This window comes from Burkholderia sp. SRS-25, assembly GCF_004343765.1.
GTDB lineage: Bacteria > Pseudomonadota > Gammaproteobacteria > Burkholderiales > Burkholderiaceae > Burkholderia > Burkholderia contaminans.
Genome location: NZ_PTXM01000032.1, coordinates 14,216 through 28,973 on the forward strand (window position 1 = coordinate 14,216; position 14,758 = coordinate 28,973).

The 14,758-nt window shown below is 68.5% G+C and carries 14 protein-coding genes; 6 read left to right on the forward strand and 8 right to left on the reverse strand.

Translation table 11 applies throughout. The features are described 5' to 3' along the window. Window positions 1–20 precede the first annotated feature (20 nt). Window positions 21–734, reverse strand: coding sequence for a phospholipase C accessory protein PlcR (gene plcR, locus C5O79_RS34180; protein WP_122474648.1), 714 nt, complete (start codon window positions 732–734; stop codon window positions 21–23). Between the two features lie 427 nt (window positions 735–1,161). On the opposite strand from plcR, the gene C5O79_RS34185 reads away from it, so the two are divergent. From C5O79_RS34185 to C5O79_RS34205, 5 genes are all read left to right on the forward strand, one after another. After that, a complete protein-coding gene (locus C5O79_RS34185) occupies window positions 1,162–2,388 on the forward strand; it encodes an amino acid deaminase/aldolase (RefSeq protein ID WP_122474647.1) in 1,227 nt (408 codons plus the stop codon). A 74-nt stretch (window positions 2,389–2,462) separates the two neighbouring features. Further along, a complete protein-coding gene (locus tag C5O79_RS34190) occupies window positions 2,463–3,875 on the forward strand; it encodes a D-arabinono-1,4-lactone oxidase (protein ID WP_122474646.1) in 1,413 nt (470 codons plus the stop codon). Further along, the gene (locus C5O79_RS34195) at window positions 3,872–5,062 is read left to right on the forward strand and encodes an MFS transporter (protein WP_122474645.1); all 1,191 of its coding nucleotides are present in this window, start codon (window positions 3,872–3,874) and stop codon (window positions 5,060–5,062) included. The genes C5O79_RS34190 and C5O79_RS34195 overlap by 4 nt, the downstream gene beginning before the upstream one ends. 137 nt (window positions 5,063–5,199) lie before the next feature. Continuing rightward, window positions 5,200–6,396: a porin gene (locus tag C5O79_RS34200; protein ID WP_122474644.1), complete on the forward strand. Its 1,197-nt coding sequence runs from the start codon at window positions 5,200–5,202 to the stop codon at window positions 6,394–6,396. A gap of 100 nt (window positions 6,397–6,496) precedes the next feature. Next, complete coding sequence (locus C5O79_RS34205; protein WP_122474643.1) at window positions 6,497–7,519, forward strand: AraC family transcriptional regulator; 1,023 nt, start codon at window positions 6,497–6,499, stop codon at window positions 7,517–7,519. A gap of 79 nt (window positions 7,520–7,598) precedes the next feature. On the opposite strand, the gene C5O79_RS34210 is transcribed toward C5O79_RS34205, so the two are convergent. The 6 genes from C5O79_RS34210 to C5O79_RS34235 all read right to left on the reverse strand — a co-directional run bounded on the left by C5O79_RS34210 (window position 7,599) and on the right by C5O79_RS34235 (window position 13,158). Continuing rightward, a complete protein-coding gene (locus C5O79_RS34210) occupies window positions 7,599–8,504 on the reverse strand; it encodes a LysR family transcriptional regulator (protein ID WP_047852023.1) in 906 nt (301 codons plus the stop codon). A gap of 76 nt (window positions 8,505–8,580) precedes the next feature. Then, window positions 8,581–9,825 carry an acyl-CoA dehydrogenase family protein gene (locus C5O79_RS34215; RefSeq protein ID WP_131932148.1) on the reverse strand — a complete coding sequence of 415 codons (1,245 nt, stop codon included), beginning with the start codon at window positions 9,823–9,825 and terminating at the stop codon, window positions 8,581–8,583. Window positions 9,826–9,858: 33 nt separating this feature from the next. Then, complete coding sequence (locus C5O79_RS34220; protein WP_047852025.1) at window positions 9,859–10,617, reverse strand: glucose 1-dehydrogenase; 759 nt, start codon at window positions 10,615–10,617, stop codon at window positions 9,859–9,861. A gap of 7 nt (window positions 10,618–10,624) precedes the next feature. Next, the gene (locus C5O79_RS34225) at window positions 10,625–11,389 is read right to left on the reverse strand and encodes an SDR family oxidoreductase (protein ID WP_122477249.1); all 765 of its coding nucleotides are present in this window, start codon (window positions 11,387–11,389) and stop codon (window positions 10,625–10,627) included. A gap of 43 nt (window positions 11,390–11,432) precedes the next feature. Beyond that, complete coding sequence (locus C5O79_RS34230; RefSeq protein ID WP_047852026.1) at window positions 11,433–12,464, reverse strand: phosphotransferase; 1,032 nt, start codon at window positions 12,462–12,464, stop codon at window positions 11,433–11,435. Window positions 12,465–12,483: 19 nt separating this feature from the next. Beyond that, on the reverse strand, window positions 12,484–13,158 hold the full coding sequence (locus C5O79_RS34235) for a histidine phosphatase family protein (RefSeq protein ID WP_122474641.1): 675 nt from the start codon (window positions 13,156–13,158) through the stop codon (window positions 12,484–12,486). Between the two features lie 208 nt (window positions 13,159–13,366). Here C5O79_RS34235 and C5O79_RS34240 point away from each other — a divergent pair, with 208 nt between their 5' ends. Then, window positions 13,367–13,522 carry a DUF3309 family protein gene (locus C5O79_RS34240; RefSeq protein WP_047852028.1) on the forward strand — a complete coding sequence of 52 codons (156 nt, stop codon included), beginning with the start codon at window positions 13,367–13,369 and terminating at the stop codon, window positions 13,520–13,522. Between the two features lie 174 nt (window positions 13,523–13,696). Here C5O79_RS34240 and C5O79_RS34245 read toward each other — a convergent pair whose 3' ends face one another. Then, window positions 13,697–14,710: an NAD(P)H-quinone oxidoreductase gene (locus C5O79_RS34245; protein WP_122477246.1), complete on the reverse strand. Its 1,014-nt coding sequence runs from the start codon at window positions 14,708–14,710 to the stop codon at window positions 13,697–13,699. Window positions 14,711–14,758 lie beyond the last annotated feature (48 nt).

Here is a 14,758-nt window from a genome sequence, read left to right on the forward strand (position 1 = left end):
CGGCGTCGCGAATTCGGCGCTCAATGCACGCCGGACGATGACGCGCCGTCGAACAGCTGGGTGCGCAACGCCTGCAGGCGCTGCGCGATGACGGCTTGTTGCTGGTCGGGATCGGGAATGCTCGCCTGAACCTGCCGGACGACGTCGCGGCTCTGCTGTTCGTACGAGAGATAGCGCGGATCCTGCGCGGGCGACGGGCCGACCGTCTGCTGCGCATAGGCGTCCCATTGCGCACGCATCGACCGGATCGCCGCGCCGCGCGTCGCGGGGTCGGCTTCGGTATCGGTGAGCAGCGCCGCGCTCAGCGCCTCGGCCTGCACCGGCACGATCTCGTTGCGCGCGACATGGTCGGGGAGTTCGTCGAGAATCCGGCGCGCGAGTGCGGCGCGCTCGGCTTGCGGCATGCTGTTGCGGCGATCCCCATACGCGGCAACCTCGTCGCGAAAGCGCGCGAACGCGACGATGCGCTTCACTTCGGCATCCGCATCGGGCCGCGGCGCGAGGCTGCGGCGCAGCGCGTCGACGTCGAGCCGCCGCTCCTCGGGGCCGGGCGTCGCGACACCGGTGCCGAACGTATCGGCCGCGCCTGGCTGCGCGCTCGCCGTCGTGGCCGTGGTGTCGGACGACGCGGCTTGCGCCGGTGTCGCCGCTTCATATCGCCAGACTGCAACGACGGTCACGCCGATCGCCGCGATCGCGCCCGTGCGCCGCCAGAGTGCCCTGTTCTTCTTCACGTCGCCTCCTCGTCACGTCATGCCGTTCTTCGCCGGTGCATCCGCGAGTAGGTTCTAGGTCGAATCCGGCATCCAGTCAAAAGCGGCACTAGAACGCAAGCACTAGACCTGCTCGCGGCGGCCACGTCCCGCAAGACGTTTGAAACGCATTTCGTGATCGTTCGGCCAGGCGCGCCATGTCGCGCACCACGCCCGTCCGGCGGCGGTTCGCGCCCACACTCGCCATGTGCGCCGCGACACCAAGCAAGCAGCGATCCAGCCGCGCGGCGCACGACGGTCACGCAATCGCGTGGCCGATACGGATGGCCGGATAGGACCCGTCGAACGACCCGCTGAGCGCTTGGTCGTCATTTTGGCCAGCCCTATGCTGGTTTCCGACACGCGCCGAACGGTCGGCGCGACACCCCTACCCACCCGAGCCCGTTCCATGAGTCGTGCAGACCTTCCGCATCGCGCACCCGCCGCCGTCCACGGCTATCCGACCTATCGCGACGCGCTCGCGGGCCGCCGGCTACCTGCCGCCTTCGTCGACCTCGACTGCCTCGACGCGAACCTTGCCGACCTGAAGCGCCGCGCACGCGGCCTGCCGATCCGGCTCGCGACGAAGTCGGTGCGCTCGCGCGAACTGATCGGCGCGGTGCTCGCCGCCGGCCCGTTCATGCAGGGGCTGCTGTGCTACGCGGCAGCGGAAGCCGCGTGGCTCGCGGACGGCGGGTTCGACGACATCGTCGTCGCGTATCCGACCGTCGAGCCCGACGACCTGCGCGCGGTGGCCGCGCAGCTCAGGCGCGGCCGCTCGATCACGCTGATGGTCGACGACGCCGCGCAGGTCGACGCGATCGACCGCATCGCACACGCGGAGCGCGTGACGATCCCGCTCGCGATCGATCTCGACATGTCGTCCGCGTATCCGGGCCTGTACTTCGGCATGTACCGCTCGCCGGTGCGCGACGTGGCCGGCGTACTCGCGCTCGCGAACCGCATCGACGAGCGGCAGCACGTGCGGCTCGACGGGTTGATGGGCTACGAAGGGCAGATCGCCGGCGTGGCCGACACGGAGCCCGGCAACGGCGCGCGCAACGCGCTGGTGCGTCACCTGAAGCGCCGCTCGGCGCGCGAAATCAACGCGCGCCGCCACGCGGCCGTGCGGGCGCTCGCGGCGGCGGGCCACACGTTGCGCTTCGTGAACGGCGGCGGCACCGGCAGCATTGAAAGCACGCTCGGCGATGCGTCGGTCACCGAGCTTGCGGCCGGCTCCGGCCTCTACGCGCCGGCGCTGTTCGACCACTACGCGGCGTTTCATGCGCAGCCGGCCGCCGGTTTCGCGCTGCCGGTCGTGCGGATTCCGCAGCCGGGCATCGTGACCTGCTCGGGTGGCGGCTATATCGCATCGGGCCCGGCCGGCAAGAGCCGCCTGCCGAGGCCGTGGCTGCCGGCCGGCTGCATGCTGATCGACAACGAAGGCGCGGGCGAAGTGCAGACGCCCGTGCGTGTGCCACGCGGCGTCGCACCGGCGATCGGCGATCCGATCCTGTTCCGCCACGCAAAGGCCGGCGAGCTGTGCGAACGCTTCAACACGCTGCTGCTGATCCGCGGCGGCCACGTGGTCGGCGAGGCGCCCACCTACCGCGGGGAAGGCAAGAGCTTTTTCTAGCGGGCCGCGCGGCCCGTCGCTCAAACCGATAAACCCGTTCAATCCATTCAAACGACAACCGCGGAGACAATGCCATGTGGCGCAACTGGTCGGGATATGTCTGCAGTCCTGATGCAACCGTGTCGACGCCTGCGTCGCCCGCCGGCCTCGCGGCGGTGCTGCGCGACGCGGCCGCCGCCGGCGCCACCGTGCGCGCGGCCGGGGCCGGCCATTCGTTCTCGCCGCTCGTGCAGACCGACGACGTGATCCTGTCGCTCGACGCGATGCAGGGCGTGATCGACGTCGACCACGACCGGCGTGTCGCGCGCGTACATGCCGGCACGCGGCTGTGGGCGCTGGGCCCGGCGCTCGCTGCCCACGGCCTCGCGATGGAGAACCTCGGCGACATCAACGTGCAGTCGATCGCCGGCGCGACCAGCACCGGCACGCACGGCACCGGCATCACGCTCGGCAATCTGTCGACGCAGATCGACAGCCTGACCTTCATGTGCGCGGACGGCAGCGAGATCCGCGCGAGCGCCGACACGCATCCCGACCTGTTCGCCGGCGGCCGGATCGGGCTCGGCGCGCTCGGCGTGCTGACCGAGATCGGCCTGCGCCTCGTGCCCGCGTTCAAGCTGCGCCTCGAGCGCGGCGGCATGCAGCTCGACGACTGCCTCGCGCAGGCGAGCGCACTGATCGCGAAGCACCGCTCGTTCGAGTTCTACTGGTTCCCGCATACGGACGCCGTGCTGACCAAGGCGTGGGACATGACCGACGAGCCGGCCGACTCGGTGCACTGGGCGAGCCGCGCGTCCGAGTCGTTCCTCGAGAACACCGTGTTCGGCGCGCTGTGCGGGCTCGGCCGGCGCGTGCCGTCGCTGTGCCCGGCGCTGAGCCGGCTGTGCGCATCGACGGTGTCGGCCGGCCGGCACGTGGATGCGAGCTACGCGATGCTGTCGACGGTGCGCCGCGTGCGCTTCAACGAAATGGAATGGTCGGTGCCGGCCGAGCGCGGCGCCGACGCACTGCGCGAAATCCGCGCGTTCATCGCGCGCCGCAGCTTCCCGCTGATGTTCCCGATCGAATACCGCTGGGTGCGCGGCGACGACATCTGGCTGAGCCCCGACTACGGGCGCGACAGCGTGCGCATCTCGGTGCACCAGTATCGCGGGATGCCGTTCGACGCGTACTTCTCGGGCGTGCAGGCGATCTGCCGCAATCATGGCGGGCGGCCGCACTGGGGCAAGGTGCATGCGATGAAAGCCGCCGAGCTGGCGGCGTGCTACCCGCACTGGGACGATTTCCTCGCGCTGCGCGAACGGATGGACCCGCACGGCCGCTTCCTGACGCCGTACCTGCGCACGCTGTTCGGCCTGCCGCAACATGCAGGCGCAAGCGGCGCGTCAACCGCCCGCGCCACGCCGGCTCGCCGAGGGACACACCCGATGCACGAAACGGCAAACGTCATACATGATCGGCCGCGATCCAACCAGGAGGCTTCATGAGCACCGCCACCCTGCATGCCGCCGCGCAGTCGCGCCCCGATCCGTCGACCGGCGCCGTCGTCCGCCTTGCGCTCGCGTTCGCGGCGGCCACCAACGGCCTGATCCTGTCGCCGTTCCTCGTCGCGGCCGTGATGACGCGCTTCCGGCTCGACGAAGGCACCGCGACCGCGCTCGTCAGCGCCGAGATCCTCGGCATCGCGATCAGTTGCGCGCTGCTGTCGCACCGTATCGCGCGCGCCGCCAGGCCGTTCACGCTGGCCGGCCTCGTCGGCACGATCGCCGGGCAGGCGCTCAGCGCGATCGCGCCCGGGATCGTGTCCGCGGCGCTCGCGCGCGGGATGACGGGGCTGTTCGAAGGGATGCTGTTCGTCGTCGTCGCGTCCGGCGTGTCGCAGCGCGCGTCGACCGACCGCCTGTGGGGGCAGATCAACCTGCTCGCGGGCATCATCAACGGCGGCATCCTCGTGCTGATCTCCGCGTTGCCGGCCGGCTGGATCGGGCACTGGGTGTTCGCGCTGCTGGCGGCCGTCGTCGCCGCACTGGCGCCCGCGATCCGCGATATCGACGCGTTCGCGAGCGCACCGGCGCAGACCCACGTGCGCGCCGGCACGCTGCCGTGGCGGCCGGTGATCGCGATCTGGGTCGTGACGGCGCTCGTCTACGGCGTGCAGGCATCGCAATGGGCAATCGCCGGCTTCGTCGGCGAGCGTGCAGGGCTGTCGCCGACGACGATCGGCGTGCTGCTGTCGGTGTCGTCGCTGCTCGGCTTCGCCGGCGCGGTAATTCCGTCGCATCCGGCCAGCCACACGCACCGCCTCGCGCTGATCTGGGCCGCGCAGCTCGCGATGATCGCGTCGATCGAATGGTTCTTCAGCGCGCGCGGCGGCAGCGCGTACTTCCTGAGCCAGTTCGTGCTGAACAGCGCGTTCTTCGTGATCGTGCCGTTCCTCACCGGGATGTTGTCCGACGTCGACCCGGACGGCTCGCTGGTCGCGCGCACGCTCGTCGTCACGTTCTTCGCGGCCGGCATCGGCACCGCGCTGTCGGGCGCGCTGCTCGGCCGCTTCGGCGGCTCGCGCGTCGCTCACGTGCTGTGCGTGGCCGTGCTGGCCGCTGCCCCGTTCGTGCGGCTCGCGCTGCGCCGCGCGGCGCCCGGTGCGGTGGCGCGCGCGTCGCCGTCGCCCTGACCGCAGTGCGTCATGCCGTGGCCGCGACGCACCACGAGAATGGCCGCCGCAGCCTTGGCCCGCGCAAATCTGGCTTTCACCATTCGTTTCCGGCGGTACGAACCGTCCATCCCCAACTCGATGCGGAGTACACAATAATGAATCGTCACGATAGCGTTCGCGCCGCGTGCTGCGCGATGTTGGCCCTGGCCGTTACCGGCGCGCACGCGCAAAGCAACGTGACGCTGTATGGCGTGATCGATGCGGGCATCCGCTACGAAACGCACGGCGTGTCGTACGGCGCCGACGGCATGCCGGTGTCGACGGGCCGCAAGATCTCGATGGCCGACGGCGGCGGCCTGACGGAAAGCTACTGGGGCCTCAAGGGGCAGGAGGATCTCGGCGGCGGGCTGTCCGCGCAGTTCAACGTGGAAAGCCACTTCGGCCCGAACAGCGGCGCGATCGTGCCGGCCGGCTCGCCGAACTTCTTCGAGGTCGCGTACGTGGGGCTGACGTCGACGTCGCTCGGCCAGCTCGCGCTCGGCCGCCAGTACAACGTGCCGTTCGAGATGGTGTCGCTGACCTACGGCTCGAACCTGTGGGCCGGCGCGCAGGATCCGTACTTCAACCTGTTCAAGCCCGAGCAGACGATGCTCGCGGGCTCGCGCACCAGCAACATGATCCAGTACGGCGCGCAGCTCGGCAGCCTGTACCTCCTCGCGCAGTACGCGCCGGGCGGCCATGCGGGCGGCGGCGCGCTGGGCAGCCAGGCCGGCGCAGCGGTCGCGTATGCGCCGGACAAGGGGCCGTTCACGGTCGGCGCGTCGTTCATGCGCAGCTGGGACGACGTCACGCACGCGAAATTCGACATCTATGGCGGCGGCGGCTCCGTCACGATCGGCAACGCGACCGTCAACGCCGGCTACATCGAGAACGCGCGCGACAACGACTTCACGTCGTTCGAGAACGGCCCGTTCAGCCCGACCGATCTTGCCGCGCTCGGCATCATCTCGCCCGCGCAGGTGGTCGACCCGTCGACGCCCGGCGGGTTCCGGCGCCGCAAGATGGCGCTCGCGGGGCTGACCTACCGGTTCACGTCGGCGTTCACGGCCGCCGTCAACGCGTGGTGGACCACGCAGTCGGGCTACACGCCGGACTTCGACGGCCGCGCGCGGCAGTTCCAGGTGATCGCCGGCTACAGCCTGTCGAAACGCAGCATGCTCTACGCGGAAGTCGACTACGCGATCTATCGCGGCGGCCTGATCGGCGCGCAGCTGGTCGGCATCAATGGACAGGCGCCGAGCACGAGCACCACGCAGCTCGGCGCGACGGTCGGCCTGCGCCACTACTTCTGACGCGGGGCCGCGCGGGATGTGGGCAATCGCGGCCTGGGCGGCACCGGGTTTCCGGCCGGGCGGGACGAGTACAATCCATGGAAAAAAATACGGAGCATCCATGGACGAACCCGACCGTTATACGACGGCGAATCTGCCGGTCCATCTGTTGCGGTGCCTCGCGGAGACGAGCAAGGAACTGGGCATCGACCCCACGCGGCTGTGCCTCGGGCTCGGCTTCGACGTCGCGGACCTGTCGAATCCGTCGTGCCGGATTTCCTTGCGCCAGGCGAGCACGATGATCCGCCGCGCGCTCGACATGGCGCCGGGGCGGGCGCTCGGCCTCGAACTCGGCACGAGCGAGACGATTGCGTCGATCGGGCTGGTCGGCTATGCGATGCTGACGAGCTCGACGCTGAAGGACGCAATCGCGGTCGGGATGGAACTGCAGCGCCACACGGGGCCGCTGTTGCGCTTCGAGGTGACGTCGGATGCGCGTACGCTGTCGATCCGCGCGACCAATGTCTTCCTCGAACCCGACATCGAGGCGTTCCTCGTCGAGGAAGCATTCGGCAGCTTCATGAAGATCGGGCGCTCGCTCGTCGGCCCCGCGTTCCAGCCGAAGGGCGTCGATCTCAGCTACCCGCCGCCCGCCTATGCGGAGCAGTACGCACGCGTGTTCCCGTGTCCGGTGCGGTTCGAACAGGAGCAGAACCTGTTCTCCTGCGACGCGGCGCTCGGCAACCGTCCGATCGCGACCCACGATCCGCTCGCGCATCGCCAGGCGCTCGAATTCCTGAAGGACGCGCTGCCGCCCGAACCCGAGGGCACCGAATTTCTCGAATCGATCGAACGGATCATGCGGCGCGACCTGCGCCATGCGCCGTCGCTCGCCGAGATCGCCGCGCAGCTGTGCATGAGCGAGCGCACACTCCGGCGGCGGCTCGCCGATCAGGGCGTGTCGTATCAGACGGTGATCGATACGATCCGCAGGAAGCGCGCGTTCACGCTGCTGAGCAACCCGCGGCTGTCGATCGAGGATGTCGCGCACGAAGTCGGCTTCAGCGACGCGCACAACTTCCGTCGCGCGTTCAAGCGGTGGACCGGGCACGGGCCGAGAGAGGGGCTGCGCACGGCATCGTGACGGGCGCGCCTTCGACCGGAACGGGCGGTGGCGCCGCCCCGCTGCCGCATCGCCCCCGTTGGCGTGCCCCGCACCCACATCACTGCGCGTCGCCGATCCCGCCCATCAACGTCATCAATTGCTCGCGCAGCCACCGGCTGCCCTGATCCTGATCGGCGCTGCGATGCCAGTAGCAGAAGTATTCGAGGCCCGGCATCCCGAACGGCAGTTCGAGAATGCGTGCCGGATAGCGCTGCAGCAGCCGCAGCGGCGCGGTCAGCGCGAGATCGCTGCGCATCGCGATCAGCGGCGCGACCATGTAATGCTGCACGCGCATCTGGATGGTGCGGCGCAGACCGAGGCGCGTCAGCTCCGCATCGACGTGCCCGCTGCCCTTGCGGCGGCTCGACACGTGGATGTGCCCCAGCGCAAGGTAGTCGTCCATGGTGAGCGTGTCGCCCTTGAACGGATGATCGTCGCGGATCATGCACGCATAGCGGTCGCGCACGAGCAGCGCCTGGTGCAGGTGCGGATCGCCGATCAGCGGCGCATCGATCGCGATGTCGACGGAGCCGTTCGCGAGCGCGGTCGCGACTTCGCGGCGGTCCATCGTGTAGCTGCGCACGTGCATGCCGGGCGCATGCGTCTGCAGCAGTTCGCCGAGCGCGGGCAACAGCAGCGCCTCGGTCAGGTCGCTCATGCTCATCCGGAACACGCGCGTCGACGACGCCGGATCGAACACGTCGCCTTCGTGCGCGCTCGAGTCGAGCAGCTGCATCGCCTCGCGCACGCGGCCGACGATGTTCTCGGCCAGCGGCGTCGGCATCATCCCGGCCGGCGTGCTGACGAACAGCGGATCGTTCAGGGTCTTGCGCAGCCGCGCCAGCGCGTTGCTGACGGCCGGCTGCGTGATGTTCAGCACCTCGGCCGCGCGCGTCAGGTTGCGCTTGGTGTAGATCGCGTCGAATACGACGAACAGGTTCAGGTCAATCTTCGAAAGGCGCATCGCCGGATCTCCTTGCCGGCATCTTACGGCGTGCGCCTCCCGTTCGTCCACGGCCCTGCGCATCGTGGCGCGATGCTCAGCCGCGCAGCGGCGGCGTCAGGTACGCGGCCGTCGAACCCGGCTCGCCGTCCTTGATTTCCATGCGCGCGATCGCCTGCAGGTGCACCTCGTCCGGGCCGTCGGCGAAGCGCAGCGCGCGGCCCCAGGTCCAGTGGTCGGCGAGCGGCGTATCGGGGCTCAACCCCGCCGCGCCGAACACCTGCATCGCGCGGTCGCACACGTCCGTATAGACGGTCGGCACCAGCGCCTTGATCATCGAGATTTCCTTGCGGGCAGCCTTCGCGCCGACCTTGTCGATCATCCACGCGGCCTTCAGCACGAGCAAACGCGCCTGCTCGATCTCGATGCGCGAGCGCGCGATCCATTCGCCGACCGTGCCGTGCTTGTTCAGCGGCTTGCCGAATGCGACGCGCGACTGCGCGCGATCGATCATCATCTCCAGCGCAAGCTCGGCCGCGCCGATCGAGCGCATGCAGTGGTGGATGCGGCCCGGCCCGAGGCGGGCCTGCGCGAGCGCGAAGCCGCTGCCTTCCTCGCCGAGCAGGTTGCTCGCCGGCACACGCACGTTGTCGAACGTGATCTCGCAGTGCCCTTCCGGCGCGTGGTGATTGACCACCGTGATGTTGCGCACGATCGTCACGCCCGGCGTGTCGCGCGGCACGAGGATCATGCTCTGCTGCTGGTGCGACGCGGCCTCGGGATCGGTCTTGCCCATCACGATGAAAATCTTGCAGTTCGGATGCGCGGCGTTCGTGATGAACCACTTGCGGCCGTTGATCACGTACTCGTCGCCCACGCGCTCGATGCGCGTCGTGATGTTCGTCGCATCCGACGACGCCACATCCGGCTCCGTCATCGCGAACGCCGAGCGGATCTCGCCGCGCAGCAGCGGCTTCAGCCACTGTTCGCGCTGCTCGGGCGTCGCGAACATGTGCAGCAGTTCCATGTTGCCGGTGTCCGGCGCGTTGCAGTTGAACACTTCCGACGCCCAGCCCACCCGCCCCATGATCTCGGCGAGCGGCGCGTATTCGAGGTTCGTCAGCCCCATGCCGGGCTCGTCGTCCTTCAGGTGCGGCAGGAACAGGTTCCACAGCCCTTCCGCCTTCGCACGCGCCTTCAGTTCCTCCATGAACGACACGGGATACTGGCCCGCGTGCACTTCCTCGTTCCACTGGCGAATGCGCGGCACGATGTGCGCGTCCATGAATGCGCGCACGCGGCTGCGCAGTTCTTCCACTTTCGGGGTGTAGCCAAAGTCCATGATCGACTCCTCGATTCCGTTCGTTCGATTCGGTCAGAAGGCCGAGACACCGCCGTCGACGGCGACGGCCTGCCCGGTCAGATAAGTGTTTTCCTTCGCGCACAGCGTCAGCATCGTCGCGACGATTTCCTCGGGCCGGCCGAGCCGCTTCATCGGCGAGCCCTGCGCAAGAAAATCCTGGCGGTCGCCGATATCGCCGTCGGTGACCATCGGCGTCGTGCTGTAGAACGGGCACACCGCATTCACGCGAATGCCGTGGCGCGCGTATTCGATGGCCGCCGTCTTCGTGAGCCCGACCACCGCATGCTTGGACGCCGCGTAGGCCGCCAGCTTCGGCGCGCCGCCGAGCCCGGCCATCGACGCGACGTTCAGGATCACGCCCGAGCGCTGCGCGAGCATCTGGCGGATCTGGTGCTTCATCCCGAAGAACACGCCCTTCGCGTTCACCGCGAAGCTCAGGTCGAGATCGGCTTCGTCGGTGTCGATCAGCGCCTTCATCGGCGGTGCGATGCCCGCGTTGTTGATGCCGACGTCGAGCCGGCCGAAACGCTCGGCCGCCGCCTGTACCAGCGATGCGACCTCCGCCTCGACGCGCACGTCGCAGCGTTGCGCGATCACGTCGGCGCCGGCCGCGCGCAGCGGCGCGGCCACGCGTTCGAGCGCGTCGCCGTTCAGGTCGCCGAGCGCGACGCGCGCGCCCATCGCGGCCAGCTCGCTCGCGAGCAACGCGCCGAAGCCGCTCGCGGCGCCGGTGATCATCACGGCTTGCCCTGCGTAGCTGTCGATCTTCATCGCGCGCTCAGATCGTCAGGCCGCCGTCGACGACGATGCATTCGCCGTTCGTGTAGCTCGCCGCGTCCGACACGAGATACAGCACGGTGCCGGCCATTTCGCGCGGCTCCGCATGGCGGCGCAGCGGGATCTTTCCCATCCAGGTTTCGTAAATCGCTTTGTCGGCGAACAGCGCGCCCGCGAACTTCGTCTTCGTGAGACCCGGCAACAACGCGTTCACGCGGATGCCGAGCGGCCCGCATTCCTTCGCGAACGCCTTCGTCATGTTGACGACCGCGGCCTTCGTGATCGAATAGATGCCCTGCCGGTCGCCCGGCTGCAGCGCGTTCACCGACGCGGTGTTGACGATCGCGCCGCCGCCGTTCGCCTTCATCAGCTTGCCGGCCTCGACCGACATGAAGAAGTAGCCGCGGATGTTCACGTCGACCGTCTTCTCGTACGCGGCGAGGTCGGTATCGAGGATGTGCCCGAAATACGGGTTCGCGGCCGCGTTGTTCACGAGGATGTCGAGGCGGCCGTGCTTGCCGCGGATGTGCTCGAACGTCGCGGCGATGTCTTCCAGACGCCCGACGTGGCAGGCCAGCGCCTCGGCGCGGCCGCCTGCCGCGACGATCTCGTCGGCCACGGCCTGGCAGTCGTCGAGCTTGCGGCTCGACACGATCACGTGCGCGCCCTGCTCGGCGAGCAGTTTTGCGATTTCCTCGCCGATGCCGCGGCTCGCGCCCGTCACGAGTGCGATCTTGCCCGTCAGGTCGAACAGATTCGTTGCCATGTTGCTGTGCTCCTCCATTGATATGTTGTCCTGCGCGACGGCTTCAGCGATGCGCGTCGATCACGCCGACGGCCAGTTCGGCGAGCCGCCCGGCCATCGCGCCGACGCGCAGCGCCTGCTCGCTCGACGCATTGCCCTGCAGCGCGCGCGCCTTCACGCCCTGCGCGATCGATGCGAGCCGGAAGAAGCTGAACGCGAGATAGAAGTGCCAGTCGCGGATCGGCTCGATGCCGCGCAGTTCGCAATAGCGCGCGACGATCGCCGCTTCGTCCGGCACGCCGAGTTCGGCGCGATCCTGGCCCGCGAGCCCGCGCACCTGCCCGCCGGACGGCAGCCGCAGGCACATGCAGAGATACGCGAGATCGGCGAGCGGGTTGCCGAGCGTCGACAGCTCCCAGTCGAGCACGGCCTGCACGCGATAGCTGTCGCGCGCGAACATCAGGTTGTCGATCCGGAAATCGCCATGCACCAGCGTCGGCCGGCCCGTGTCCTCCGGGCACGCCTTCGGCAGCCAGTCGATCAGCGTTTCCATCGCGTCGAGGCGCTCGGTTTCCGCCGCGCGGTACTGCTTCGTCCACACGCCGATCTGACGCTCGAAGTAATTGCCGGGGCGGCCGTAGTCGGCGAGGCCCACTGCCTCGACGTCGACGTCGTGCAACGCGGCCATCGTCTGCAGCAACGCGTCGTAGCATGCGGCGCGGTCGGCCTTCGGCAATTCGGGCAGCGCGGGGTCCCAGAAGATCCGGCCGTCTTCGTAGCTCATCACGTAGAACATGCTGCCGATCACGTCGCGGTCTTCGCAGAGGTGATACGGACGCGCGACCGGCACCGCGGTGCCCGACAGCGCGGTGAGCACGCGGAATTCGCGGTCGACCGCATGGGCGGACTTCAGCAGTTCGCCCGGCGGCTGGCGGCGCAGCACGTAGCGGCCGCTCTTCGCGTGCAGCAGGAAAGTCGGATTCGACTGGCCGCCGGCAAACTTCTCCGTGTCGACCGGGCCTTCGAAGCCCGGCACGTGCGCTTCCAGATAGCGCGTGAGGCGGGCTACGTCGAGTTGCTGGGTAGGGTTCGTCATCGTCGCGATCGTTCGTGGGTCAGCCGTAGGTTCGCAGCGCGTGTCGTTCGGGATCCTCCAGATGCGGGATGCCGTTGAACGACGCGAGGTGGAACGCATCGGCGTTGAAGAAAAACTGCGAAAGACTGCTGTTGCGGATCTGCAGGTTCAGCGCGATCGCGCTCGACGGCGGCGCGGCCAGCACCTGCTGCACGGTGACCGCGATCGGGCCGCCTGAGCTCACCGCCAGCACGCGCTGGCCGCCGCCGCGGTGGATGGCCGCGCGGGCCTCGGCCACGCGCTGCTGGAAGTGCGCCCAGGTCTCGGGCGCCGAATCGCCGAGCTTGTCTTCCGACCAGAGCTGCAGCACCTGCCGAAGCGCGCGGAAATGCTCCTTCATCGAGCCGGCCGCGAGGCGGGCGACGTCGGGGTAATCGTGCGCGGCGGCCGCGAACAGCCCTTGGAAATCGTATTCGTTCAGGCCCGGGTGACGGTCGACCGGCGCGCCTTCGCGGCCCATCCCGCGCAGGATCGCGTCGACCGTCTGCGCGTGGCGGTTCAGCGTGCCGCAGATCACACGGTCGAATGTGAGCGCTTGCTGCGCGAAGTATTCGCCGAGCCAGACACCCTGCTGCTCGCCCGCCGCGGACAATCGGTCGTAGTCGTCCGTGCCGAAGGACGCCTGCCCGTGCCGTACCAGAAAAAGTTCAGCCATCGCATGCCCGCCAGATCAGAAGGATTCAGCATAGGGGGCGCGAACACATTTTTAAACTTTATTTTCTGAATCCCGGGGTATTCATTTCGTGAATCCACTCCGCTCCGGATCTTGCCGCGGTTCGGCCCGCGCCGTCGCGGCACATGCATTGCTCTCGTTGCCCCTGGCGGGAGAACCGCGAAGTCCAATCCGTTCCAGGAGGGGTGCGATGCTCGGTACGATCCTTATCATCATTCTGATTCTCATACTCATCGGTGCATTTCCTGCATGGCCCCACAGCCGAAGTTGGGGCTACTGGCCCTCGGGCACCGTCGGGCTGGTCGTCGTCATTGTCGTGATACTGGTGCTGCTCGGCCAGATCTGAGGCAGCAGCGCGCCAGCCGGGCGGGCAGAAGCCCGTGTGAAACAATCGCTGCCGGCCATACCGGAACGTGTCCATCCTCGTGCCGGGATGGGCGGCAGTCGATTCACGGGCATGAAGTCCATCGTATGCGATGCCTTTCAGCCCCCACGTCTGCCGGGCCGAAGCGCGGCCCGATCATGTGGAACGCTTGCCGTCTGCGGCGGAAGCCGGCGTGCGCAGCACGATCTTCCCGATGTGGCGGCCGGAATCCATCAGCGTGTGCGCCGCGCTCGCGTCGCGGAGATCGAAGATCTGGTAGACCTGCGGCTTCACGTTGCCTTGCCGGATCAGCGGCCACACGGCTTCCTCCAGCTCGCGGATGAGCTGCGCCTTCTCCGCGTAGGTACGCGAGCGCAGCGTCGACCCGATGTGCGTGAGGCGCTTGGTGAGCATCGGGAACAGGTCGAGCTCCTTCGCGGGCCCGTTGATCACGCCGATCTGGACGATGCGGCCGTTCATCGCGGCTGCTGCGAAATTGCGTGCGACGTAGTCGCCGGCGATGATGTCGACGATAACGTCGACGCCCTTGCCGTCGGTGAAGCGCTTGACTGCGTCGACGAAATCCTCGTTGCGGTACTCGATCGCGAGATCCGCGCCGAGCCGCAGGCTCGCGTCGCGCTGCGCGTCCGAGCCCACCGTCGTGATGATGGTCGACGCGCCGAACGCCTTCGCCAGCATCGTCGCGGTCGTGCCGATGCCCGACGCGCCGCCGTGAATCAGCACGCTGTCGCCGGCCACGAACCCACCGCGCTGGAACAGGTTCAGCCAGACCGTCATGAAGGTTTCGGGCAGCGCCGCCGCTTCCGTCATGTCGAGGCCGTCGGGAATCGCAAGCGTATTGCTCTCGTTCGCCACCGCGTATTCCGCGTAGCCGCCGCCCGGAATCAGCGCGCAGACTTCGTCGCCGATCGCGAAGCGCGTGACGTCGCGGCCCACGGCGACGACTTCGCCGGCCACCTCGAGGCCGGGGATGTCGGACGCGCCGGGCGGCGGGTCGTACAGCCCCTTGCGCTGGAACACATCCGGACCGTTCACGCCGGCCGCATGAATGCGAATCAGCACTTCGTCGTGGCCCGGCGACGGCACGGGCCGCGTGGTCGGCACGAGCACGTCGGGGCCGCCGGGACGCACGATTTCGATTGCCGTCATGCGGGCGGGCAGGGTTTTCACGTCATCAGTCACGATATGATCCTCAAC